This window comes from Acinetobacter sp. ASP199 (genome assembly GCF_022700675.1).
GTDB lineage: Bacteria > Pseudomonadota > Gammaproteobacteria > Pseudomonadales > Moraxellaceae > Acinetobacter.
This window is the reverse complement of record NZ_CP062182.1, coordinates 2,762,947-2,788,615: the sequence shown is the minus strand read 5'-3', so window position 1 is coordinate 2,788,615 and position 25,669 is coordinate 2,762,947. Positions and strand designations below refer to the sequence as shown.

The following is a 25,669-nucleotide window of genomic DNA, read 5'->3' as shown; positions in this document are numbered from 1 at the left end:
AAGAACTCCTAATCGATCACATGGCCAGTGGTAAAGTAGCGTGCCAGCGCAGCAGTAGAGACAAAACCTAACATTGCCACGAGTAATGCACCTTCAAACATAAAGGTGCTGGCCCAGTAAATACCAAGAATGACGACCAGACAGGTGGCATTCAGGAACAGGGTATCCAGAGCCAATAATCGGTCCACTATTGAGGGTCCTATGATCAGACGTGTCAGACACAGGAACATGGAAATGGTCACGGCACCCAGACAAATCAGTAAGGCATAAGGCAAAATCGTCATGCATTTTCTCCAGTCTGAGCGCTAAAAATCTCAATCAGTGGACGTTCATAGCGCTGTTTGATGACTTCAATCTCAGCGGCTTCATCATCGGTACTTAAGGCATGCACCAGAATATCACCACGATCCTGATCTATTCCGGCAGATACCGTACCTGGAGTCGTGGTGATAATCATTGCCAGCAGGGCATTCACTTCTTCATGTTCAGTGTCTAGGGGGACACGGAACCATTTTGGATGTAAATTCCTGGTTGGCCCCAATACCAGAGTAGCGACTTTAATATTGGCGACAATAATGTCCCAGATCACTACAAAGAACAGACGAATGGCAGGTAGCCAGTGAATATTCGGGGTGTAGTCAATAAACCGGAATACCATTCGTGGAATCAGCACTGCAAGAATGAATGCGGTGATGAGTGTACCTGCATCCAGACTATGATTGAGTAAAGCCCAACTCACTCCGACGATGACGGAAACCAGTGGATGAGGGAGCCAGCGGCGTAAGAACGATTCTTTCATTATGGTCCCTCCTGTGGTTTAAGCTGGTTATCACTTGGCGCACTTTTCTGTTCAACGTACTGTTCATTGATCTGACGCTGTTTGAATTCAGAAATATTTTCACCTTCCAGAGTTGCCGGTGAAATTACATATGGAATCAGATGTGCATTTGGATCTGGATTTTCCCCACCATATTTGGTTTCAGGCAGATATTCCGGATCAAATGGCTGCACGCTAATGACCTTGCCTTCAGCATCACGTTTCAATAATGCCGCTTCATAGACTGGATTATCTTTAATCTGTACAGCAGTGCGATACACATAATTATAGACAGGTGAAGCAAATACCACATAGGCTGTCAGTCCGGCTAGCAACAGGTAAATGACCTTATCATTACGCAAAGGTGCCCGGCTTGGCAGGGTTTCATATTGGGTAAAGGCTTCAGAATGGACATTATCCTCCGGCTTGCTGGCGCGCCAGAACAGGATAAAACCAACCCGGGTAAAGGCTAGAATACTGAGCAAGCTGACCAGTAGAACCGTAATGATGATGATCATCTGATAAGGCGAGCCCGCCGTAGCTTGCAAGATGAAGACCTTACCGAAGAAACCACTAAATGGTGGCAAACCCGCCATCATTAAGGCAATGATAAAGTAGACAATCGATACCAGGGTATTCTGCTTCATCTGTGGCGCAATTTTAAAGTGATCTTTAAATTCACCACGTTGAGAGGTGATCCAGCCGCTGAGCATATAGAGAGCGGCAGCAATCACGGTACTGTGAACCATATAGTACAGACCGCCTGCCCAAGCTGCTGAATTATTCAAGGCAATTGCAATCAGAATAGTCCCGACTGAAGACAGCAGCATAAAACCAATAAAGCGACGCAAACGATCTGTGCCGATAGCTGCTACAGCACCATACAGAGAGGTGACTAGACCAATCACCATCAGACAGTTCATCAGAATTTGATGACTGTATTCATCATCAAAGACCGTACCATTAACCCTCAGGATGGAATAAATGCCGACCTTGGTCATGATGGTAAACAGGGCTGCTACTGGCGTCGTTGCTACAGCATACGTTTTCGGGAGCCAGAATCCGACAGGTAGCATGGCAGCCTTGATCCCAAACACCACAAATAATAGTAGTGCACCAGCGACCGCAATTTTATGCTGATCATTTTCTAAAGTTGGCATCAGGCGGGCAACGTCGGCCATATTCAGGCTACCGACACTGCCATAGATCATGCCTAAGCCAATCAGGAACAGGGCAGAAGCCAGCAGGTTAATCGTTACATAGTGAATACCCAGCTGGAAACGTGCCTTGCCTTGACCATGCAGAAGCAGGACATAAGACGCCATTAACAGGATTTCAAAGAATACGAACAGGTTGAACAAGTCACCTGTCAGGAAAGCACCACTGAGCCCCATCAAAAGGAAATGCATCATGGCATGGAAATAACGCCCGCGCATGTCCCAGTCACGACTGGCATACCAGATAATCGGCACAGCCAGTGCATAGGTGAGTACCAGCATCAGCGCAGACAGCTGATCCAGAACCAGCACAATCCCGAATGGAGCAGACCATTCGCCCAGGGTATAAACACTGATTTGTCCCGTACTGGTGCTTATCAAGTAACTGATTGAAACTACCAGCCCGAGTAGCGTCGAGACATGGCTGATGCCACGACGCCAAGGCTGACGCCAGTCCGTTGCCAGTGAACCTGCACCAGGATTGCCTAATAGCAGCAAAATGAATGCAGTGAATGCCGGCAGGAGAATACTGAAAATAGGTGTATGTTGAACCCAGAAATTATGAAGATCAGTCATTAAGGCTCATCCTCACGTGGGTCATGATTTGGTATTTCTTCTTTGGAATCAACGTGGTCTGTCCCTGATTCATAACGGCTGCGAAGTGCCAGCTGTACAATAAATGCCGTAGTGGCAAATCCGATGACAATAGCAGTCAGTACCAGTGCCTGTGGCAGTGGATCCGTAACTCTGGTCGTTTCTGTGAGGACTGCGGGTGCATTGAGCTGGATGCGTCCCATAGCAAACAAAAACAGGTTAACGGCATAGCCGATCATGGCTAAACCTAATACCACGGGGAAGGTACGGGCACGCAGGATCAGATAGATCCCGGTTGCTGTTAGTAGCCCAATTGCAGAGACCAATAAAAATTCGAGACTGATCATTGCATTATCCTCTTGGTACCGGGCCAGTCATGGTTGAGTGACGTGAATCCCCAAGCACAGAAATCATTAACATGGTTGCACCGACCACTGTGACATACACCCCGACATCGAACAGTGCTGCAGAAGCCAGATGCATATCCCCCAGTATTGGTGGATGGACATGAATATGTGCACTGGTCAGGAATGGACGTGACCAGAACCAGGCAGCAACACCAGTTAGGCCAGCAAACATCAAACCGCTGCCAATCCAGATTTCATAGAGGCGACCAGATTTGGCACCGAGCATTTTTTCTGCCTGATCCTGACCGATGGCGATGTACTGAATAATCAAGGCTAAAGAGGTCACCAGACCTGCGATAAAGCCACCGCCAGGCTGATTATGGCCACGCATGAATATATACAGGCTCACCACCAGGGCGACTGGCAAAATCCAGGAAGCGGTAATTCGCAGCATAAGCGGGGAGGGGTTAAAGCGATAAGTCAGGCCTTGAGTAATGCTAGTACCATGGGCACGCATACCGTCCATCAGGCTCAATACGCCAATCGCAGCAATACCAAGTACGGTGATTTCACCGAAAGTATCGAAACCACGGAAATCAACCAGAATCACGTTCACCACATTGGTGCCGCCGCCAAGTGGAATCGACTGCTGGGCAAAGAACCAGGAAATCGAATTATGATCTCGAGTCATCACTAGCCAGGCTACCCAGGCAATACTCAGACCACCACTAATTGCAATAATGGCATCGCGCCAGCGTCGGGTCGGACTCGATTCATACGGTGTTAACTGAGGCAGTAGAGATAAACTCATCAGTAGCAGAACTGTGGTCACCACATCGACGGTAATCTGGGTCAGAGCCAAATCTGGTGCTGAGAAACCGATAAAGATCATGGTCACGACCAGACCGACTGCACCACTGATCAGCACAGCTTTAATCCGCTCATGATGGAACCACAGCATCATCCAGCAGGCTGAGAATAACAGCAGCCATAAAATGATCGCTAATGCCGGTGCATGAGTCAGTTCACGTGCGCCAGTACCAATCTGATGGGTTACCAACGGTACAGCAACCAGACCTATGGTAAAGATCACAATCCACAGCAAATAGCTTTGCAGTTTGCCATTTTCAGTAGCGCGGCGGAAACGACGTGCATTCAATAATAAAGATTTTAAGAACAGATCAAATAGAATCCGGCCCTGAAATTTACCCAAACTCGGATCAAGATCAATTTCACGAATCAAGCCACCTTTGGCCAGTGAGAAATAGAACAGGATCCCACCCATCAGGGCGATGACACTCATTAATAGTGGTGCGTTAAAACCATGCCAGATGGCAAGGTGCGTACCTTCAAACGCCAGGTTTTGTGTCGCAGCACGGGTCGTGCTATTAACGATTTTTTCAACCAGCAAGGCAGGCAAAATACCGACCAGAATACATAAAGTTGCCAGCAAAGTTGCTGGTGCGCGCATGCCAAATGCTGGTTCATGCGCATTTTTATTCGGTACGTGGCGTCCAATTGGACCATCGAAGAAGATGCCGTGGACCATACGAATTGAATAGGCTACCGCAAAGATACCGGCTAAAGTTGCAACAATGGCAGAGCCAATCATCACTGGACCACTTAGGTTGGCCAGCAGTTCAGTAAAGAACATTTCCTTGGACAGGAAGCCATTGGTCAATGGTACACCCGCCATGGAGGCAGCGGTGATCATGGTCAGGGTTGCAGTAAAAGGCAGTAATTGCCATAAACCCGACAACTTGCGTAAGTCACGGGTACCAGATTCATGGTCAATAATTCCGGCAATCATAAACAGTGCAGCTTTAAAGGTTGCATGGTTAATGATATGGAAAATTGCCGCAGCTACTGCGAGTGGTGAGCCAATTCCCAGCAGACACATGATCAGGCCAAGATGACTGATGGTTGAATAAGCCAGCAAACCTTTCAGGTCTTCCTTAAAGATGGCAAAGAAGGCTGCCATACATAAGGTAAACAGACCGATAAAGGTGACAATATTATGGAAGAGTGTCGCACCGGCAAAAATCGGCAGCAAGCGTGCGACCAGAAATAAGCCAGCTTTTACCATCGTGGCAGAATGCAGATAAGCCGATACCGGTGTCGGTGCTGCCATGGCATTTGGTAACCAGAAATGGAAAGGGAATTGCGCACTTTTGGTAAAGGCACCGAGCAAAATCAGCAGCAAAGTGGGTACAAACAGACTATGCGATTGAATCAGCTCGGTCATACCCAGAATCTGATCAATCTGATAAGTTCCTGTGATTTCACCCAGTAGAACGAAACCACCGAGCATTGCCAGACCACCCATACCAGTAATGGTCAGCGCCATGCGTGAGCCACGTTGCGCTACTTCATAATTGCTCCAGTAACCGACCAGCAAGAAAGAAGAGATACTGGTCAGTTCCCAGAAAATTAATAGAATAATCAGGTTATTCGACAAGGAAATGCCGAGCATGGCTGCCATGAACAGCATCAGCAGGATATAAAGTTTGCTGAGGGAGTTCTTGGGACTTAAATAATAGTAGGCATAAATATAAATCAGGGTACCGATGCCACTGATCAGCAGGGCAAATAACAGCCCCAGAGAATCCAGGCGGAAACTGAAATCAATACCAAGTTGAGGCAGCCATGACCAGCTTTCGCTAATGACTGCGCCATCTAGCACCGCAGGCGCCTGGCTGAGTAATAATATAAAACTGCTGAGGCTGACACCAATGGCCCCTAAGGCCGTTACCCCGCGCGAAAATCTTTTCAGCCACGAGACAAGGGTTGTGCCTAATACTAACGGTAACAATATAATAATCGGCAGCACACTCGTATCCATTGTCGTGAATTAGGTCATCATGAACCTAGGGTGAATCTTTATCTTTCAAGGATTACAGGAATGCAAGGAGCAGCCCAAATTTCTCAATCTTGAAAGCCAAATCGTATTCAAAGAATAAAAACAGTTGTATTGCGCAACTTATAAACGATAGCAAATTCCGATTTTACAATGAAAAATGCAAGTAATTCCGATCATATTACAGGATAACAACAACATCAATCTTTTTGTGTACGACTTAACAATTATACGGTGACCCCATGGAAACATGGGGTGCATGCTTGAGCACATCGACCGGATTGAACTGAAAATAAAGATCAAACTTGAAGATTCTATTGAAAAAAATGGACAGTCTTGAAGGTCTGCTTCGATGAGGAGCCATTCAGAAAAATTAAATCAGGTTAATTCAAGAGCCGGCTTATTCGCTTAAAACGGAATTTGGGGAATTTTCCGGTCATTCTGATTCAGTAAACGTAGCAACTCCTGTTGCTGTTCTTGATTTAAATCCTGCTGAATGAGCTGCAAGATTGAAAGTGGTGTGATCTGTTCAGGCTCTGGCTCGATCAGCGCAATTTCTTCAGTATTCAGGGTTTCTTGACCCAGACCTAAATCGGCATAGAGTTGATCAAATTGCGCTGGCATTGTGTCGACTTGAACTGGGTAGAGTTGTTTATCTTCAAGACGCAGACATTGAAAATCCGCTGCCTGTTCCAGTAACTCAGGACGGTTACCAGTCACAATGATTTGCAGTTCAGGAAAGGCTTGATGCAGACGAGACAGAATGACTGCCGCCATGTCCTGATCCAGCTGATGATCAATAGCATCAATTAATAGAATGCCACTGCCTTCCTTGCATGGAAACAGACTTTTCGGATTGAGTAGACACAGGCGACGTACAATATCTCCGACCAAGGCAATCCAGTTGCGGATGCTATTCGGTAATTGTTGTAAAGTCTGGGTTTGTCCTTGATAAGTCACCATCAGTTGCATTTTGGGTTGGTACTGCAAATAGATATTGCTGACTTCAGGCAGAACGATCGACAAAGCTTCACGCAGGCTATTTAAACTCGGCGTATTCACCTGAATCTGGGCATGTTGAATATGTTTGACCAGTTCATCCATATTGTGTTTTTTATCTTGCGGTGAAGTGCGGCTCAGGATCTGCTCCAGAATCTGCGCACTCTGGGCATTTTCAATATCGCTGATTTCCCGGAACCATTCAAAAAAACGGGCAAAAGTCGTGAAGGGAATAGCCGCAATTTCATAGGCATACACCGTCTGGAAAATCGCCGGATTATTTTTACTGAGCAGATTGATTTCATTCACAAAGCGCTCAGCCGGATAATAGGCAATCAGCGGTAATCCTAGCATCGGATCTTTGGCGAGGGCTTTCTGATACAGGGTGACCATCGCTTCGAGTTGCGATGTTTCCACCTTGCTCAGCCCTACACTCTGACTATTTAAAGTTTTATAAAGCTGCCAGCTACATTGCTGGGTAGAAGATTGCTGTTGATCACTGCTTTCTGGGAAAGAGCCAATTTCCTCTGGAAAACGGACCTGAATATTGATCTTGGATTGCAGACGATGTTGCATGATGTCCTGATCCAGCATTACCATGCCGGCAGTACGCAAGTCACGATAGCGTGCAGCGAACCAGGTCAGGGCCTGATAGGTACTGCGCAGCAGCGCCGTTTTACCAGAACCCTGATCACCCAGAATTAAGGTAACAGGCCGTTTGTGATATTTAAATTCAAGCTGGATATCAGAAAAGTGCAGGGTATGTTTGAGTTGTATGGATTCGACTTGCATAGACCACCTATCGTGATGCCTACATCCATGCCGTACTAGCCTGCTGCCTGCCGTAATGATAGAGGCATTTTAATTTTCAGCTGTTGAATCAGGTCATAAATGTGGTGAATATTTAAGCTTACTTTAGCACGTGTACAGGCCACGTAAAGCAGTCTTAACTCTTCATCACTAATCTTGTGATCTTTTTCATTCAACTTGAACTGATAGTCATCTTCAATATGTACCCGATCCCATTCCAGACCTTTGGCTTTATGCGCAGTCGAAATGATGTAGTCGGCCTGTCCGATTGGCGTGATCTTGGCCAGTGCAGTTTTCAGTGGATCCGTACCATGCTCATCGACCAGTTTCACCAAAGGTTTAATATCGCTGCCTTCATTGGTCTCGCAATATTCATGCACATCGTGCCAGGAGTTAAACCAGGCGAGTTCAGGCACATCCACCACGCGCTTTCCCTGTTTCAGCATGGCAGCCGCTTCGACAAAACGGTTCAGTTTGACATGATCGGCCTGCAGGCTGACCTTTTCGCCACGAACAAGTCCAGCAAGCAGCAGTTCCATGGCTCGGGCATTGGTTCGGCATAAAATTGCATCACGCATTTTGGTATGTGGTTTATTCACCACTTTAGAGTTTAGATGCGGATTACCGAGTAAAGGCACAGTTTCATTTAAGGCTCCCAAAATTGCATTGGCATTTAGGGCAATTTCAGGACCAAAACGGAATGAAGTCGTCAGGCGGGATTCAGGCAAGGGCAGTTGCTGCATGGCATTTACCGCACCACGCCAGGCATAAATCTGTTGATGCGCATCACCGACATAGATCACCTGGGTGCTGCGCTGTTTTAGTAAAATGCCCAGCATCAGGGGATCAGCATCCTGCGCTTCATCAAACAGCACATAATCCGCTGGAATATTCGGTTCTGATAATGCCCAGAGTTTCAGATAAATATCATGTCCGATTCCGGCCTGATGATTGGGATCAATCGATTCCAGCCAGCGACGCTCAACCGCAGGGTAGAGTTTCTTCTGCAGGGCTTCGATATCATCCGGATGCAACCAGCTTGGTGCCTGAATATGCCGTGGAGCAGGGTATTGTGAACTGGTTGAACAGAAATAGCCGACTGCATTGGCGACCAGACTGGCCAGACGCGAGGGCATCATGACATATTTTTCATAACGGCCACCCATCATGCGGCGTAAGGTCATCGGCTCAAGGCGATATTCTTTGGCCAGAAAGCTCGGGCTGAGGCGGGGCAGGCGCAGTTTATCGGTGACTCCACGTGGAACACTGCGATAGGCCAGTGAGTGGAAGGTACGGCAATCCACGCCACGATGGAATTTATTCTGTGCTTCAGCAGCAATGGATTTATTAAATGCCAGATACATGCCACGCCGCTGTGGCATGGCATCACTGATCATTTGTAAAGTTGTGGTTTTACCTGTGCCGGCATAGGCAATGACCTTAAAGGATTTGCCCAGACGTGCGTTATCAATGGCAGTGGCCTGCTCATAGGTCGCGGTCGGTTTATTTTGCTCAGACACGGGTAAATTCAAACTTAGTGTGTACGGTTGGCTTTTTCAACCAGACCAGATAATCCCTGACGACGTGCCAGTTCATTCAAAACCAGTTGTGGATCAAGATCGAAATAACCCAGCATCACGATGGTATGGAACCATAGATCTGCAACTTCATAGATCAGGTCATTTTTGTTGTCTTCGGTTGCTGCAACTTTAAAGTCTTTGGCAGCAATCACGGTCTCAAAGCTTTCTTCACCGACTTTTTCCAGAATTTTGTTTAAGCCTTTGTGATAAAGCTTGGCAACATAAGACGAATCTGGATCAGCTTTCTTGCGCTCCGCCATCATTTCGCCCAGGTAAGACAGAACTTCAACCTGCTCTGATTGTGCATTTGATGCATTCATAGCAAGCGTATGTGGATTAGCAGATTTTTCACCATAGATCGCTGCTGGATCTTTGATTTGTGCATCCACAATTTCCCAACCATTCGGCGTCAGCTTGCGATAGAAGCAAGATTCACGACCGGTATGACAGGCAATCCCACCATGCTGTTCAATTTGCAGCACAATCACGTCAGCATCACAGTCCAGACGAATTTCATGCACAGTCTGGAAATGACCAGATTCTTCGCCCTTATGCCATAACTTGTTGCGGGAACGAGAGAAATACACGGCCTGATTTTTTTCAGCTGTTAGTGCCAGTGCTTCACGGTTCATCCACGCCACCATCAATACACGACCGGTTTGATGATGCTGGGCAATGGCAGGTACGAGTCCTTGTTCGTTAAATTTTACTTCATCGAGCCATTGCAGGTTATTCATAAGGGTGTCCATCTGTTGAATCAATATCTAAATGTTTAATATACGCGGATCAAATATCCGTCCAATAGTGTACGTGATCTGAGATCATTTGCGGCAAAAATCTGCATCTGAAATGACAGGATCTGTCGTGACAAATCAGGGTATCTTTATTGATGACCGATCAAAATAACAAAGCCGCCAGCAGGCGGCTTTGTTCAAATTGCATTCTCGCTTGATCTTACCAGTGCTCGCCCGGGAAGATGCGTGCATATGCTTTCTGTACCCAGTTCAGTTTCTGTTGCTGACCTACAGAGGCAGATGAGCTTGGGAACAGGTTGTAGCCGATCGACATCAGTTTATTGTTAATGTCTGGTGCAATTGCATAAGTAATTGAAGCCAAACGGCCCAAACCGGTAGCAACTTTTTTCGGTCGTTTCACAATTGCATGTGCAATCAGGTCAGATGCTTCTTCAGGAGAAAGCGTCGGTACATATTTATAGATTTTGGTCGGTGCAATCATTGGTGTGCGTACCAATGGCATATAGATAGAAGTAATCGCGATCTTATGCGAATTCACTTCTGCAGACAGACAGCGGCTAAACGCATCTAAGGCTGCTTTCGATGCCACATAAGCAGAGAAGCGGGTTGCATTCGCCAATACCCCAATCGAACTGATGTTGATGATGTGCCCCTGACGACGAATCATCATATGTGGCAGGATGTTCATCACCAGACGTACAGCGCCAAAATAGTTCAGCTGCATGGTGCGTTCAAAGTCGTGGAAGCGATCCACGGATTCATGTACTGCACGACGGATCGAACGTCCGGCGTTATTGATCAGAATATCAATATGATCGACAGAAGCCAGAATCTGTTTAGATACTTCATCAATGGCTTCAAGATTATTCAGGTCACAAGGAAAGACTGTTGCCATGCCGCCTTTCGCTTCAATTTCTTCTTTTACCTGATCTAGTGTCTCTTGGGTACGTGCTACTAGCAGGACATGTGCACCTGCATCTGCCAGACGGTGTGCTGCTGTCAGGCCAATACCGCTGGATGCACCAGTAATGAGAATAGTTTTGCCTTGAACTCGTTTCTGTAGATGTTTCTGTAGTCTGGATTTCACGTTTGTTATTCCTGAAATATGCTGTAGGTTTACGTTTTTTCTTATTTAGTTTGTACGTAGGTATGCACGAAAGTTCGTACACAATGGAGTCTGTATATGATAACGAATTATGCAGGAAAATCCAGAGATTAAGTTGTTGAAAATAGGAGAGTTTTTAGAGTAATTGCTCTATTTTTAAACTACGTTTCAATTGATTTTTATTGTGATCTAACCATAAGATAAAGCTCATAAAAAGTAAAGCGAGATAAAAAAACTCCATCAAAAATGATGGAGTTTTTGCTTCAAAAGAGGGCTTAAACGGCTGCGAGCGACTGTTCCAGATCGGCAATCAGGTCATCAATATGTTCAATACCGATGGAAAGACGAACCATATCTTCACTCACACCAGCGGATTTGAGTTCTTCTGGATTGAGCTGGCGATGGGTCGTGGTTGCAGGATGGCAGGCCAGACTCTTGGCATCTCCAATATTAACCAGACGGGTGAACAGTTGCAGTGCATCAATAAAACGAGCACCGCCTTCACGTCCACCTTCAACACCAAAGGTTAGGATTGCAGACGGTTTCCCTTTCACATATTTTTGCGCCAAGGCATGTTGAGGATGATCTTTCAGACCAGCGTAATTGACCCATTTTACTTTCGGATGCTGTTGCAAATATTCCGCAACTTTAAGTGCATTTTCAGTATGACGTTCCATACGCAGGCTTAAAGTTTCCAGTCCTTGCAGAATTAAAAATACATTTTGCGGGCTAATCGCAGCACCGGTATTACGCAGTGGCACCACACGTGCACGTGCAATATAAGCCGCAGCACCTAAAGCTTCAACATAGTTGACACCGTGGTAGCTTGGGTCAGGCGTGTTTAACACAGGGAAACGTTCAGGGTATTTGCCCCACGGGAATTTACCGCTATCGACAATAATGCCGCCAATCGAAGTACCATGCCCGCCAATATATTTGGTCAGTGAATGCACCACGATATCTGCACCGAAGTCGAATGATTTTTGCAGCACAGGTGTTGCTACGGTGTTGTCTACAATCACCGGCACCCCATATTCATGCGCAATCTTTGCAATCGCTTCTAAGTCGATAATATTGCCAAGTGGGTTACCAATTGATTCAACAAAAACCAGTTTGGTTTTTTCATCGATTAAGCCGCGTAAGCTCTCCGGATTTTGATAATCGAAGAAACGCACTTCAATGCCTTGTTTTGGCAATGTGTGGGCAAAGAGGTTATAGGTGCCGCCATATAGGGTCGATACTGAAGCAATATTGTCGCCTGCTTCAGTAATGGTCTGAATTGCGTAAGTAATCGCGGCCATACCTGACGCTAGCGCAAGAGCACCAATACCGCCTTCGAGTGCTGCAACACGTTGCTCAAGCACCGCTGTGGTTGGATTCATAATGCGAGTATAGATGTTACCTTGTACTTTCAGGTCAAATAGATCTGCACCATGCTGGGTATTGTCAAAGGCATAAGAGGTGGTCTGATAAATTGGAACCGCTACAGCTTTGGTGGTTGGTTCCGGGCTATAACCTGCGTGAATTGCTAAAGTTTCTGCTTTATAACTCATGATGTGTGATCTTCTTAGGTTTTTAAATTTAAAAAAGGTTAGCATAAAAGCATATGAATAAAAGCGCATATTTATTCAAATACATATTAGCTTTATTCATATCTTGTGTAAAAACAAAAGGACGGCTGTAGCTAAAGTACTGTTTGAAAAATAAACAGATGGAAACTTGTAACAATGCATTGAAGTTCTGGGGAATGGCTTATGTTTTTGGTTCTTTCTGCGTATAATAGCCGATTATTTTTTCGCTCATGATTGAGCAGGGGAAATTCATTTCTTCCCCATCTGGTTTTTCAATTGAGGAGTCCTACGTGGCCCAATATATTTATACGATGAACCGAGTGTCGAAGATGGTTCCGCCGAAACGCGAAATCCTCAAAGATATCTCCTTATCATTTTTCCCAGGTGCAAAAATTGGTGTACTTGGTCTAAACGGTGCAGGTAAGTCGACCTTGCTTCGTATTATGGCGGGCGTAGACAAAGATTTCTCTGGTGAAGCTCGTGCACAACCGGGTATCAAGATCGGCTACCTTGAGCAAGAACCACCTTTAGACGAAACCAAAGATGTTCGTGGTAACGTTGAAGATGGCGTTCGTGAGGCTCTTGATGCCTTAGCACGTTTAGACGAAGTATTCGCTGAATATGCAGCTGAAGATGCTGACTTCGATGCACTTGCAAAAGAGCAAGAAAAGCTGGAAGCAATCATTCAGACTTGGGATGCGCACAACCTGAACAACCAGCTTGAACAGGCTGCAGCAGCATTAAACCTGCCAGCTTGGGATGCTGATGTAACTAAACTGTCTGGTGGTGAGCGCCGTCGTGTTGCACTTTGCCGTCTGCTTCTGTCTAAACCAGACATGTTGCTTCTAGACGAACCGACGAACCATTTGGATGCATCATCTGTATCTTGGTTAGAGCGTTTCTTGAAAGACTTCCCGGGCACCATCGTTGCGATTACGCACGACCGTTACTTCCTGGATAACGTAGCAGAGTGGATTCTTGAACTTGACCGTGGCATGGGCATTCCATACCAAGGTAACTACTCTTCTTGGTTAGAACAGAAAAATGCCCGTTTAGAGCAGGAACAGAAGCAAGAAGAATCTTTTGCTAAAGCGCTTAAGAAAGAACTTGAATGGGTTCGTTCAAATGCCAAAGGTCAGCAAAAGAAAAACAAAGCACGTATGGAACGCTTTGAAGAGCTTAACTCACGCGAATTCCAGCAACGTAATGAAACTTCTGAAATCTACATTCCACCTGGTCCACGTCTAGGGAACAAGGTTGTAGAGGTTGAAGGTATCAGCAAATCGTTTGGTGATCGTACGCTTTATAAAGATTTATCGTTTGTTGTACCACCAGCTGCGATTGTGGGTATTGTTGGTGAAAACGGTGCGGGTAAAACCACACTATTCCGTATGATGACAGGCGAATTACAACCTGACACTGGTACAGTAACTTTAGGTGATTCAGTTAAGGTTGCTTACGTGGGTCAGATTCGTGACACCTTAGATAACAACAAAACTGTTTGGGAAGAAGTTTCTGGCGGTTTAGATATCTTACGTATTGGTGAATACGAAATCGCATCGCGTGCCTATATCGGTCGCTTTAACTTTAAAGGCCAAGATCAGCAAAAACGTGTCGGTCAATTGTCAGGTGGTGAGCGTAACCGTTTACAGCTTGCAAAAATTCTGCAAATGGGCGCTAACGTAATCTTACTCGATGAACCGTCAAACGACTTGGACATCGAAACTTTACGTGCACTTGAGGATGCAATTCTTGTATTCCCAGGTACTGTGATGGTGATCTCGCATGACCGTTGGTTCCTAGACCGTATTGCAACACACATCTTGTCATTCGAAGGTGAAACACCTGAATTCTTCACTGGTAACTATGCTGAGTTCGAAGAATACCGTCGCAAACGTGATGGTGATGACTTAGTTGCGAAGCGTCAGAAATACCGCAAAATTGGTGCTTAATCCCATCTAGATAAAAAAACCAGCCTGAGGGCTGGTTTTTTATTATATATTCTTAAGTTATTCGGCTTTCAATTTCTGATAAAAGCTGTGCCGCTTTACGATGAGCTTGCTGTTTGGCTTTACCTAACCATAATCTGGCCTGTTCATCATTTTGATCTAGACCTAGTTTTCCATCTAAATAATACATACCCAGTCGATATTGTGCTTCTACATGTCCTCTTAACCCTGCACTGAGATAATTCCAGACCGCATTACGTTGGTAGATGTGCTTTGGAGTGAGGCGTTGGCTAATCTCTGGTACAGCCTGTAATTGTTGTAGGGTCATGCAAAGTGACTCATATTGCAAAGCCTGCAAATAATAAGTATCTGCTTCACTCGGCTGCTCCTCAATTAACGGAAGAGGCGGATCATTACAAGAAAATAGAAAATTTATAATTTTTTTAAGCATTTTTATTATTCCTTTATGCTGCATCCCTGCAATAAATTGGAATCCTTTTTTTATAAGAATAAATTACACTAGTTTGTTTGATGATGTTTTTAAATTTTCAAATAATCCGATAAAACTAATCTAATAGATTTCTTTCATAAATCAAAAAATGATCGTTATATTCATATTTAAATGGATATTGAAAGTTCCTTCTCCCTCTGGGAGAAGGTTAGGATGAGGGGGCTTATAAAAAACCTCTCCCTGAGGAGCATGCTCCGCAAGTCTCCTACAAGGAGAGGGAATTTCCTTTGCAGTGATTCAAAAATGATTTATGAAAGAACCCTAATGAAAGCTTTGACATCCTCACCTCCCTAAACGGAGGTGATTCCTACTGCTAGACGCTTATGCCCAAGCGCAAGAATGTTTAGAGCAGAGTTCTTATCTCTATAGTGAACTGTACCGCAGTTCACACACCCCCATTCTCTTATTCCAAGTCCTGTTCTACCTTTCGGACTGCTTGTAGTGATCTCACCACAGCACGAACAAATTTGGGTGGTATAGGCTTCATTAACTTCCTCAAACAATACCCCTGCGTTCTCGCATTTATACTTGAGCATTGTTTTTAATGCTGAGAATCCTGTATCTAAAACAGACTTAGCCATTTTAGTCTTTACAAGCTTTTTAGCACTTAGATCACCAACAACAATGAGTGCATTTTCCTTAACAAGTTTTGTGCTTGCTTTATGCAAATGGTCTTTACGACAGTTTGCAATCTTGGCGTGTAATGCACGTACACGCTTTTTATTCTTTGCTCTTTGAGCAATACCTAATTTCTGCTCATATTTACGATAGAATTTTGGATTTGAAATCACAGTGCCATCAGAACAGGTGGCAATATCTTTTAAGCCTAGATCAATACCGATGGATTGAGTTGAACTTGATTGATCTTGTTTGAATGAATCAACAACAAGACATACATACCAACGCCCACGACTGTCCTCAACGAATGAACCTGTTCTCACCTTGTATTTCGATAGTCCATAACTATCCCATAGCTTGAACTGGTGCTTACCATACTGCACATATCCATCGGCATACTTGATTGCTACTTTTTTAAATGGTATCCACCCAAGCGATCTACGTGCTGATTTTTTATTACTCACACGCCACTTGAGTTTTGCTTTTTTGAACTGCTTTCTTCGAGTAATTAATTCTTCGGTGACAGCCTGAATAGTTTGGCTATGTAGATTACATTCTTTAGATGCGCCTTTTGTGTATTTTGCAACATCATAAGCTGAAAGAAATTCACCTTTTCTTTTAAGGTGCTTAAACCCTAAATCATTGACATAATTCCAGACAAAATTCACCTCCGATGCTAATTGGTCTAGCATCTTGCAATGTTTGTCTTTTATGCGTAATTTAAGGGTTTTCATGCTTTTTATTTTAATTGGTCTATTATGGTAAATCAAGAGATAAGATCGGGGCGTCACTGTGTTTTCAATATGCACGTTCATTTGGTCTTTGTAACCAAATACCGAAAAAATGTTTTCACCAAAGACATGCTTAACGCAATGAAAAGCATGTTTGAAAAAGTATGTTTGGATTTTGATGCGGTATTGATTGAATTTAATGGGGAGGATGATCATGTTCATTTATTAATTAATTACCCACCAAAAGTTGCTATTTCAAATTTAGTGAATAGCTTAAAAGGTGTATCTAGTCGCCACCTTAGAAAAGACTTTCCTGAAATTAAAAACAAACTTTGGGGTGGTTCTTTATGGTCGCCAAGTTACTTTGCTTCAAGTTGCGGTGGTGCGCCATTAGAAATTATTAAACAATACATCGAGCAACAACAATCACCTCATTAGAATTAAAAATCGAGCCTTATATCACCCCCATAAATGAGGGTGATATAAGGCTCATTGGATAAAAAAGACTGCCGAAGCAGCCTTAAATATGAAAGAGGAGAAAAATCAGATTTCCCATTCGTGATTACATTCACGGCATTTCCATTTTTTCTGGCTTTGCATGAATGCTTGCATGGAAATTTTAAAGTCAGGCAAGTCTTTGTAGAACATAAAGCCTGCAATCAGACAGATCACGAATACAATTACTGTCGCGGTCTGTAGGGTAGTGCCTGCACCATCACCAAAAATCCACATACCAATACTGATGATTACCAGTAGAAGTAAAACAAATAGGGCAGGTACAAGAAGTACCAGGCTTTTTGGCACGACTGGACGTGCTGCTGGCTGACCTGGTTGTGCAAGCGGCATGATTTTAGGACTTTGACATTTCGGGCAACGGTATTGCATTGCAACTCCAGAATTTTTCAATTTTGTCTATTTTAATCTTAATCATACAGAAAGCCAAAAGTGGCTCAAAGTTATCGTAATGAATTTCAGACAATAAAAAACCCAAGTCACAATGCTTGGGTTTTTTATTAAGATGTTGCCATCTTGAATGTGGCGTCCCTACGGGGATTCGAACCCCGGTTACCGCCGTGAAAGGGCGATGTCCTAGGCCTCTAGACGATAGGGACAAATGAGGCAAATACACAAGTAAAGCAAGACTTTTGGTGGAGTCAAGGAGGATCGAACTCCTGACCTCTACAATGCCATTGTAGCGCTCTACCAACTGAGCTATGACCCCAGTCTGTGTGAGCGCTATATTATGGATATAACGTTCACACGTCAACTAAAAATTCAATTAAGCTTCATCAACTGCATCATTTTTCGGCAATTTCAGGCTTTCATTGAGTTTTTCCCAGACTTTTAGTTCTTTTTTGCTTGGACCACCGACAATTTCCAGGGCATGACGCAGACGGGCAAAGGTCAGGTCCGGTCCAATAGTGACCATAGTTTGCATCACAGGCGTCGATGCAGTAGAACCAGCAATGGCAATAAAGAACGCAGGCATAAAGTCACGCAGCTTGATACCCATCTGGTTGGCAAGATCCATCAAGGTTTGGCTGACAGTATCATTATTCCAGCTAAACAGGCTTTCCAGACGCCAGATCGCAAATTGCAGGCTTTGACGCACCTGTTCTTCGGTCAGCTTTTTGCTTTCAAACTGTTCTTTGGTCAGAGTCGGGAAGTGGTTGAAATAATGTGCAGACCAGTTCACCGCTTCTGATAATAGGTTGATACGCGGTTGAATCGCAGCAGCGATTTCTTCTAGCTTGGCACGATCAGCTTTCCATGCCAGTAAAGTATCTAGAAGCTCGGCTGGAGAAAGTGCTTTGATCCACTGACCATTCAACCAGTTTAATTTCTCCACATCAAAGATCGGACCACCAAGAGAAACACGGTTAATGTCAAAGTGTTCGATCATCTCCGCCAGCGTGAATTTTTCACGCTCGTCTGGCATTGACCAGCCCATACGACCCAAGTAGTTCAATAAGGCCTCTGGCAATACACCGATGTCTTTATAGTAGTTAATTGATGTTGGGTTTTTACGTTTAGACAGTTTTGATTTGTCCGGGTTACGCAGTAGTGGCATGTGGCACAGGACTGGCATGTCCCAACCAAAATATTTGTAAAGCAACTGATGTTTAGGCGCAGAAGGAATCCACTCTTCACCACGAATCACATGCGTGATTTGCATTAAATGGTCATCAACCACGTTTGCCAAGTGGTACGTTGGCAGACCGTCAGTTTTAAGCAGAATTTGCATGTCGACTTGTGCCCATGGAATTTCCACTTCGCCACGAAGCATGTCATTGAAGGTACATACACCTTCAGTTGGCACTTTCATACGAATCACGTGCGGTTCGCCAGCTGCTAAACGACGTGCGACTTCTTCTTTAGAAAGTTTCAAACCACGACCATCGTAACGTGGTGATTCACCACGTGCCTGCTGTTCAGCACGCATTTCATCTAATTCTTGTGCAGTGGCGAAGCAGTAGAAGGCATGACCTTTATCTACCAGTTCTTCAGCATATTTTTTATAGATGCTCATACGTTCTGACTGACGGTATGGCGCATGTGGACCACCGATATCAGGACCTTCAGACCAGTTCAGGCCTAACCAGCGCAATGAATCCAGAATCATTTTTTCAGATTCAGGTGTAGAACGCAGCTGGTCAGTATCTTCAATGCGAAGAATGAATTCACCACCGTGTTGCTTGGCAAAACATAAGTTAAACAACGCGATATAGGCAGTACCTACGTGCGGAAAACCGGTAGGAGAAGGGGCAATACGAGTACGAACAGTCATAGTCGGATGGAATCTAAATATAAATTTCTGGCTATTATAACGAAAAAGCCACATCACTTAATGCTTAATTCAACATTGAATGATATGGCTTTAAATCAGAAGCAGCTTTGAACGATGCGAGCAGTCAGCTGATCATTAAGAATTGCTGCTAAAGAAGAAATTTTGCAGAAAACGGGTAAAACTTTGGTTTTGATCGGCAAAAAAGTTTTGTGATGGACGTACTTTAATTGCAGTCAAAACTTTCAGGTTTTCTTCAGGGTGCAGTGACTTTTCAGTTTTTTGCTGCTGAATTGCTTTTTCAATCGGAGATGACTTTGTCACTGTTACTGCTGGTTTAGACACAGCAGCTGTGAGTGGAGCACGGTTATTAACGAGCTCAGGATGCGCAACAACAGCATGGCTAAGTTGTGCGGTAAATAAAATAGATAGGCTCAGGATGCCGGTCTTGAACGTTGTAAATTTCATGTCCAAACTCCCTCTGTTGTTGTGGTGCTGGATTTATAGTCTTAAGGGTTTTTGTTGTGTTGAATACAATTCAATCACATTTAACCCTTAAAAAGTAGAACCAAGTCACAAAATTTACAAAAAAAATAAATATGACAATGGAAAATCGAAAGAAATCAGAGATTACCTCATAGCGGCGCTATTTTTAACATAGGACTGTGAAGAGACTATGAAGATTATATCCTAAAGTAATCATTTGATAGGCGGTAAGTATAAAAAATGCAGAGATTTGTCATTTTTGAGATATCTGAAAATCAGAAAACCTTTAAAATTATTGTTATAAGCACATGATTGTTAAATATATTTCAAGTTTATATAGTGCTTGTTAAATAAACAAAAGAGCTATTGTAATGAAAAAAATAATTGTATCTGCATTTTTCGCAGTGCTTTCAGGGACCACTGCACAGTCGGCAATAGCCAAAGATTTCCTGAATGTCTCCTACGACCCAACCCGTGAGTTCTATCAGGAATATAATGAAGAATTCGGCAAATTCTGGAAACAAAGAACCGGACAGGCGGTTAACTTTAAACAGTCTCATGGTGGCTCAGGTAAACAGGCCCGTTCCGTTGTGGATGGTTTACAGGCAGATGTCGTCACACTGGCACTGGCCAATGACATTGAAGAAATCGTCAAAGCTGGTCTGATTGATAAAGGCTGGCAAAAAGAGTTTCCAAATAACTCTGCACCTTATACTTCGACCATTGTCTTCTTGGTGCGTAAGGGCAATCCGAAACAGATCAAAGACTGGAATGATCTTACTAAGCCAGGGGTGGAAATTATTACCCCAAACCCGAAAACTGGTGGCGCACCACGCTGGATTTATCTGTCTGCCTGGGGTTATGCGCTGAAACAGCCGGGTGGTAATGATGTCAAAGCCAAAGAACTGGTGAAAAAGTTATATGGCAATGTCAAAGTGCTGGATTCAGGTGCGCGTGGCTCTTTAACCACTTTTGCTGAGCGTGGCATCGGTGACGTGCTGTTATCTTGGGAAAATGAAGCCCTGTTAGCCACTCAAGGTTTAGGCAAAGATAAATACGAGATTGTTTATCCTTCTATCTCAATCCTGGCTGAACCATCGGTGGCGATTGTCGACAAAACTGTCGCAAAAAATGGCAATGCCAATCTGGCAAAAGGTTATTTGAACTATTTATATTCACCAAAGGGACAGGAACTGGCAGCGAAATATTATTTCCGCCCACGTGATCAAAAAGCCGCAGCAAAATATGCCGCACAGTTCCCTAAAATTCAAACCTTTACGATTGATAAAGTCTTTGGGGGCTGGGCCAAGGCACAGAAAACGCATTTTGTGAATGGGGCAATCTATGACCAGATTTCTGCTGAAAACCGCTAATTTACTAAAAGTTTTCTAAATACAGGATAAAACAGCAAAAACGGATAAGTTGCTTATCCGTTTTTTTCATATCTAAAGAATAAAATGCTATAAAATCTGGATAGTTCTATGTATTTAGAATTTTTATTATATAAAACATGAAATTAAAATAAAAAATAACTGAATATTACCCTGTATACACTTTGTTTGCTGAATTGCGAAAAATAACTTTATTTCATATAGTTATCTGTATACAAGATAATCTTCCCTGTGCTCTCATGAAAACTCAGTTAAAATCAATATTTAGCGCTGCCTTATTGGCAACAGGTTTGACATTTACTGCAACTGCTACCCAAGCAGCTGACCGTGATTTTCTAAACGTTTCTTATGATGCCACCCGCGAATTCTATGATGAATTCAACAAGTCTTTTGGTGCTTACTGGAAAAACCGGACTGGTATTAATGTGAATTTTAAACAGTCCCATGGCGGTTCTGGTAAACAGGCACGTTCGGTGGTTGATGGTCTGAAAGGCGATGTTGTGACACTGGCTTTAGCCAATGACATCGACGAAATTGTAAAATCGGGTCAGATCAAAGCCGGCTGGCAAAAAGAATTTCCATATAACTCTGCACCCTATACTTCGACGATTGTCTTTATGGTGCGTAAGGGTAACCCTAAAAACATCAAAGACTGGACTGATTTGACCAAACCGGGTGTTGAAATTATTACGCCAAACCCGAAAACTGGTGGTCTGCCACGTTGGGTATACTTATCAGCTTGGGGTTATGCAGAAAAACAACCGGGTGGCAGCAAGGCTAAAGCTCAAGAGTTTGTAGGCAAGCTGTATAAAAACGTGAAAGTCATGGACTCGGCGGCACGTGCATCGATGACCACCTTTGCTGAACGTAATATTGGCGATGTATTGCTGACCTGGGAAAATGAAGCTTTAGTGACGCAAAAGACACTGGGCAAAGACAAGTTTGAAATTGTCTACCCATCACTCACGATTCTGACTGAACCTTCTGTGGCAATTGTGGATCGTACTGTCGAGAGAAATGGGAATAAATGGTTAGCAACAGGCTATATTAATTATTTATATTCTCCGCTCGGTCAGGAAATGGCAGCAAAACATTACTACCGTCCACGTAATCAGGAAGTTTTAGCGAAATACGCGAAGCAGTTCCCGAAAATTAACACTTTTACCATTGATGAAGTATTCGGTGGCTGGGCCAATGCACAGAAAACTCACTTTGTGAATGGTGCGATTTTTGACCAGATTTATAACTCAAAACGCTAATTTGTTGATTTAAAATTTAATTTTATAAATAAAAAAGCTTCCTCTATGGAGGCTTTTTTATCATTTGAGCAAAAATAAAAACGGTTTTCTCTATGAAAAATAATATTTATCTACAAAAAGTCGTTTGGAGCTTTAACCAAACAGAGTGATAATGTGCAGTTAAATTTTTCGGCCTATTGATTGAGTTTTTATGTCCCATATTTCTGTATTGCTTCACGAAACCGTTGATGCCCTGGTAGCTGATCGAAATACGGGAATTTATGTGGATGGAACCTTCGGGCGTGGTGGTCATACCCGTCTTTTATTGTCTAAATTAGATGAAAATGCCCGCGTTTATGCTTTTGATAAAGACCCGCAGGCACTTGAAACAGCCGCTATCCTGGAACAGGAAGATTCACGGTTTAAAATCATTCATGCCAGCTTTGCTGATCTTAAAGAGGCACTTGCCCAGCATGGAATAGAAAGTGTGGATGGTGTGATGGCCGATTTAGGCGTGTCATCTCCACAGCTGGACCAGGCAGAGCGTGGCTTTAGCTTTATGAAAGATGGTCCGCTGGATATGCGTATGGACAATTCACAAGGTCCGACAGCAGCTGAGTGGCTGGTGAATATTGAGGAAGAAGCTTTGGCCAATATCATTTTCCAGTATGGTGAAGAGCGTTATAGTCGCCGTATTGCCAAAGCGATTAAGGCTGCTGGTTATATCGATACGACGGCCAAGCTGGCGGAAATTGTTAAAGTGGCGCACCCTAAATGGGAAAAAAATAAACACGCGGCAACCCGAACTTTCCAGGCGATTCGTATTGCTATTAATAAAGAATTAGAAGATATTGAAGTTTTTCTGCCACAAGCCGTTGAAGTACTTAAACCTCATGGCCGTTTGGCGGTAATTAGCTTCCATTCATTGGAAGATCGTTTAATTAAACAATTTATTCAAAAAGAATCTACCTTAGAGGAAGACTCGGGCTGGGGGATGCCACAACAACGCAAGGATACACGTCGACTGAAAAAAGTATCCCGTATCAAGGCAAGTGATGAGGAAGTAAAAGCCAATCCTCGTTCACGTAGTGCATGGCTCCGAGTTGCGGAACGTTTAGCTTAATAGGCAAATAATGAAAACTGAAGTGGTCGAAAGGAAGTTGAATCAGTCAGGGATGAAAAAAGCCATTACTTACGGCATTCTCTTGATGATGATTTTCATCAGTGCTGTATTTGTGGTATTTCAAGTCTTTGAATATCGTCAGGATTATCGAAAACTGAGCAGCTATCTGCGTGAGCGTGATGATCTCAATGCAGAGTGGGGACGTTTGCTGATTGAGCAGCAGACCTTTGGTGCAACCGCACAGATTGGAACACGTGCCGTGACCCAGCTCAGAATGTATTCTCCTCCTGTTTCACAGACCGTGGTGATTTCATTGCCACAAACTTCAGATGTAAAAAAATAAGGCTAGCGCTCAGACATGGTAGACAAAAAAACCAAGCAAGTGGCACGTAAAAAACAGTCCGTGACGACTAAAAATGCTTTAAGCGTTGATATCAGCCGTTTTTATATTATGTGGGCCGTGGTACTGCTGTGCTTTGTGGCTTTAATCGGTCGTGCTTTCTATGTGCAGGTGATTAATAAAGAATTCCTGCAGAACAAAGCCAATGCCAAGATTTTAAAAACTGACAAAATTAAAGCCATGCGCGGTGTGATCTATGACCGCAATGGCGTGCCACTGGCGATCAGTACGCCAATTATGCGGGTGGTGATTGATCCACGTGATTATTTTGAGAATAAAAAACTCTATGATGAAACCATTCAGGCTTTGGAAAAGGATCCGAATAGCCGCAAGCTGAAACGTCAGTTACCGGATAAAAACCTGAACCTGGATGAACTGGCTGATGCTGTGGGGATGGATCGTGCTGACCTGCGCAAGAAGATGGAAGCGCGTCCGCGTTCCCGTTATCTGATCCTGAAAAAAGAAGTTCCGCCTCAGCAGGCTGAGCTGATCATGAAGCGTAATTTCCAGGGTGTATATACCGAGAAAAACTATAAGCGTTACTATCCGCAGCCACAACCGAACTCACAGATTATTGGTCTGACCAACAGTGAAAGCGTGGGGATCGAAGGCCTGGAAATGCAGCTAAATACCCGTCTGTCGGGTGTAGATGGCGAACAGCAGATTGTGCGTGACAAAAAGGGTAACCGAGTTAAAGATCCTGAAATTATTAAAGAAGTTGAAGCAGGGGAAAACATCACCCTGAGTATCGACTCACGTCTGCAATACATCATGTATCGTGAACTGACTGCAGCGGGTGTCGCCAATAATGCCCGTTCCGCAACAGCAATTGCAGTAGATGTGAAAACCGGTGAAATTCTGGCGATGACTTCATGGCCAGCGTATAACCCGAATGATAAAAATAGCATGCAGAACAAAGATGCTATGCGTAACCGCGGTGCAATTGACTCCTTTGAGCCGGGTTCGACCATGAAACCACTGACTGTAGCGATGGCACTGGAAAGTGGTAAATATAATGCCAATTCTGTGATTAATACCACGCCGGGTAGCATGCGTGTCGGTAATCATACCATCCGTGATACGCATAACTATGGCCCATTGACTCTGGGTGGCATTATCCAGAAATCATCAAACGTGGGTGTAGCAAAAATTGCCCTGTCATTGCCTTATGAAACCTTACCAACTTTCTATAAACGTTTAGGTTTTGGTCAGCGTTCAGCAGTGAAATTCCCGGGTGAAAGTGCTGGTCTGATCCTGCCTCCAAGCAAATGGAATGTATCAGAAGTGGCCACCATGTCTTATGGTTATGGTTTGAATGCGACCGTACTTCAGCTGGCAGATGCTTATGCCATGATCGCCAACAAAGGTGTGAAAATGCCACTGAGTCTGTACAAGCTGGAAGAACAGCCACAGGGTGAGCAGGTGATCGATCCGAAAATTGCAGAACAGGTCTTGTTGATGATGGAAGCAGTGACGATGCCGGGTGGTACGGCACGTCAGGCCAATATTCCAGGTTATCGTGTTGCAGGTAAAACCGGTACAGCCCATAAACTGCGTGCCGATCGTAAAGGCTATTCACAAAATGAATATCGTGCCCTGTTTGCCGGTATGGCACCTGTGAGTGATCCTCGTCTGGCGATGGTCGTTGTAGTAGAAAATCCAACAGGTGCCTATTATGGTGGTCTGGTGGCTGCACCGGTGTTTGCGCGTGTCATGCAAGAATCTTTACGCTTGCTGAATGTCCCATTGGACAAACCTTTAGAATCTTCCCAAGTCCAGTAAACA

The 25,669-nt window shown here is 44.0% G+C and carries 22 protein-coding genes and 2 tRNA genes; 7 read left to right on the top strand and 17 right to left on the bottom strand.

Going from position 1 to position 25,669, the window contains the following annotated elements:
- Positions 1 to 8 precede the first annotated feature (8 nt).
- The 10 genes from IHE35_RS13375 to IHE35_RS13330 form a co-directional block, all read right to left on the bottom strand.
- Positions 9 to 284 (bottom strand): monovalent cation/H+ antiporter subunit F, encoded by a 276-nt coding sequence (locus IHE35_RS13375; RefSeq protein WP_242788064.1) that lies wholly within the window; start codon positions 282 to 284, stop codon positions 9 to 11.
- Positions 281 to 799, bottom strand: a complete 519-nt coding sequence (locus tag IHE35_RS13370; RefSeq protein WP_242788063.1) for a Na+/H+ antiporter subunit E — start codon at positions 797 to 799, stop codon at positions 281 to 283. The genes IHE35_RS13375 and IHE35_RS13370 overlap by 4 nt, the downstream gene beginning before the upstream one ends.
- On the bottom strand, positions 799 to 2,610 hold the full coding sequence (locus IHE35_RS13365) for a monovalent cation/H+ antiporter subunit D (protein ID WP_242788061.1): 1,812 nt from the start codon (positions 2,608 to 2,610) through the stop codon (positions 799 to 801). Before IHE35_RS13365 ends, IHE35_RS13370 begins: the two co-directional genes overlap by 1 nt.
- Positions 2,610 to 2,975 (bottom strand): Na+/H+ antiporter subunit C, encoded by a 366-nt coding sequence (locus IHE35_RS13360; protein WP_242788059.1) that lies wholly within the window; start codon positions 2,973 to 2,975, stop codon positions 2,610 to 2,612. Before IHE35_RS13360 ends, IHE35_RS13365 begins: the two co-directional genes overlap by 1 nt.
- A gap of 4 nt (positions 2,976 to 2,979) precedes the next feature.
- The gene (locus IHE35_RS13355) at positions 2,980 to 5,817 is read right to left on the bottom strand and encodes a monovalent cation/H+ antiporter subunit A (RefSeq protein ID WP_242788057.1); all 2,838 of its coding nucleotides are present in this window, start codon (positions 5,815 to 5,817) and stop codon (positions 2,980 to 2,982) included.
- 423 nt (positions 5,818 to 6,240) lie between these two features.
- On the bottom strand, positions 6,241 to 7,623 hold the full coding sequence (locus tag IHE35_RS13350) for an AAA family ATPase (protein WP_242788055.1): 1,383 nt from the start codon (positions 7,621 to 7,623) through the stop codon (positions 6,241 to 6,243).
- Positions 7,624 to 7,658: 35 nt separating this feature from the next.
- Positions 7,659 to 9,161, bottom strand: a complete 1,503-nt coding sequence (locus IHE35_RS13345; RefSeq protein ID WP_242788053.1) for a UvrD-helicase domain-containing protein — start codon at positions 9,159 to 9,161, stop codon at positions 7,659 to 7,661.
- A 14-nt stretch (positions 9,162 to 9,175) separates the two neighbouring features.
- Positions 9,176 to 9,958: a bifunctional phosphoribosyl-AMP cyclohydrolase/phosphoribosyl-ATP diphosphatase HisIE gene (gene hisIE / locus IHE35_RS13340; RefSeq protein WP_242788051.1), complete on the bottom strand. Its 783-nt coding sequence runs from the start codon at positions 9,956 to 9,958 to the stop codon at positions 9,176 to 9,178.
- A 217-nt stretch (positions 9,959 to 10,175) separates the two neighbouring features.
- Positions 10,176 to 11,063: an SDR family NAD(P)-dependent oxidoreductase gene (locus IHE35_RS13335; protein ID WP_242788049.1), complete on the bottom strand. Its 888-nt coding sequence runs from the start codon at positions 11,061 to 11,063 to the stop codon at positions 10,176 to 10,178.
- Positions 11,064 to 11,356: 293 nt separating this feature from the next.
- The gene (locus IHE35_RS13330) at positions 11,357 to 12,634 is read right to left on the bottom strand and encodes an aminotransferase class I/II-fold pyridoxal phosphate-dependent enzyme (protein ID WP_242788047.1); all 1,278 of its coding nucleotides are present in this window, start codon (positions 12,632 to 12,634) and stop codon (positions 11,357 to 11,359) included.
- Positions 12,635 to 12,942: 308 nt separating this feature from the next.
- Between IHE35_RS13330 and ettA the strand changes: the two genes are divergently transcribed.
- Positions 12,943 to 14,604, top strand: a complete 1,662-nt coding sequence (gene ettA, locus IHE35_RS13325; RefSeq protein WP_004810042.1) for an energy-dependent translational throttle protein EttA — start codon at positions 12,943 to 12,945, stop codon at positions 14,602 to 14,604.
- A gap of 52 nt (positions 14,605 to 14,656) precedes the next feature.
- Here the strand turns inward: ettA and IHE35_RS13320 are convergent, their stop codons facing one another.
- Both IHE35_RS13320 and IHE35_RS13315 read right to left on the bottom strand, forming a co-directional pair.
- Positions 14,657 to 15,052 (bottom strand): sel1 repeat family protein, encoded by a 396-nt coding sequence (locus tag IHE35_RS13320; protein ID WP_346015086.1) that lies wholly within the window; start codon positions 15,050 to 15,052, stop codon positions 14,657 to 14,659.
- A 350-nt stretch (positions 15,053 to 15,402) separates the two neighbouring features.
- Positions 15,403 to 16,464 carry a transposase gene (locus tag IHE35_RS13315; protein WP_242790024.1) on the bottom strand — a complete coding sequence of 354 codons (1,062 nt, stop codon included), beginning with the start codon at positions 16,462 to 16,464 and terminating at the stop codon, positions 15,403 to 15,405.
- Positions 16,465 to 16,485: 21 nt separating this feature from the next.
- On the opposite strand from IHE35_RS13315, the gene tnpA reads away from it, so the two are divergent.
- A complete protein-coding gene (gene tnpA, locus IHE35_RS13310; protein WP_242790023.1) occupies positions 16,486 to 16,899 on the top strand; it encodes an IS200/IS605 family transposase in 414 nt (137 codons plus the stop codon).
- A gap of 105 nt (positions 16,900 to 17,004) precedes the next feature.
- Here the strand turns inward: tnpA and IHE35_RS13305 are convergent, their stop codons facing one another.
- From IHE35_RS13305 to IHE35_RS13285, 5 genes are all read right to left on the bottom strand, one after another.
- Positions 17,005 to 17,346 carry a hypothetical protein gene (locus IHE35_RS13305; protein WP_004810038.1) on the bottom strand — a complete coding sequence of 114 codons (342 nt, stop codon included), beginning with the start codon at positions 17,344 to 17,346 and terminating at the stop codon, positions 17,005 to 17,007.
- A gap of 151 nt (positions 17,347 to 17,497) precedes the next feature.
- Positions 17,498 to 17,573 (bottom strand) — tRNA-Glu (locus IHE35_RS13300).
- Between the two features lie 34 nt (positions 17,574 to 17,607).
- Positions 17,608 to 17,683 (bottom strand) — tRNA-Ala (locus tag IHE35_RS13295).
- 57 nt (positions 17,684 to 17,740) lie between these two features.
- The gene (gene gltX / locus IHE35_RS13290; protein WP_242788044.1) at positions 17,741 to 19,249 is read right to left on the bottom strand and encodes a glutamate--tRNA ligase; all 1,509 of its coding nucleotides are present in this window, start codon (positions 19,247 to 19,249) and stop codon (positions 17,741 to 17,743) included.
- Between the two features lie 135 nt (positions 19,250 to 19,384).
- Positions 19,385 to 19,714 (bottom strand): hypothetical protein, encoded by a 330-nt coding sequence (locus IHE35_RS13285; RefSeq protein ID WP_242788043.1) that lies wholly within the window; start codon positions 19,712 to 19,714, stop codon positions 19,385 to 19,387.
- Positions 19,715 to 20,103: 389 nt separating this feature from the next.
- Here IHE35_RS13285 and IHE35_RS13280 point away from each other — a divergent pair, with 389 nt between their 5' ends.
- From IHE35_RS13280 to ftsI, 5 genes are all read left to right on the top strand, one after another.
- Positions 20,104 to 21,105 (top strand): sulfate ABC transporter substrate-binding protein, encoded by a 1,002-nt coding sequence (locus tag IHE35_RS13280; RefSeq protein ID WP_242788042.1) that lies wholly within the window; start codon positions 20,104 to 20,106, stop codon positions 21,103 to 21,105.
- Between the two features lie 257 nt (positions 21,106 to 21,362).
- On the top strand, positions 21,363 to 22,382 hold the full coding sequence (locus IHE35_RS13275; RefSeq protein ID WP_242788041.1) for a sulfate ABC transporter substrate-binding protein: 1,020 nt from the start codon (positions 21,363 to 21,365) through the stop codon (positions 22,380 to 22,382).
- 190 nt (positions 22,383 to 22,572) lie between these two features.
- Positions 22,573 to 23,484: a 16S rRNA (cytosine(1402)-N(4))-methyltransferase RsmH gene (gene rsmH, locus IHE35_RS13270; RefSeq protein ID WP_242788040.1), complete on the top strand. Its 912-nt coding sequence runs from the start codon at positions 22,573 to 22,575 to the stop codon at positions 23,482 to 23,484.
- Positions 23,485 to 23,494: 10 nt separating this feature from the next.
- A complete protein-coding gene (locus tag IHE35_RS13265; protein ID WP_242788039.1) occupies positions 23,495 to 23,827 on the top strand; it encodes a cell division protein FtsL in 333 nt (110 codons plus the stop codon).
- A gap of 15 nt (positions 23,828 to 23,842) precedes the next feature.
- A complete protein-coding gene (gene ftsI / locus IHE35_RS13260) occupies positions 23,843 to 25,666 on the top strand; it encodes a penicillin-binding protein PBP3 (protein ID WP_242788038.1) in 1,824 nt (607 codons plus the stop codon).
- Positions 25,667 to 25,669 lie beyond the last annotated feature (3 nt).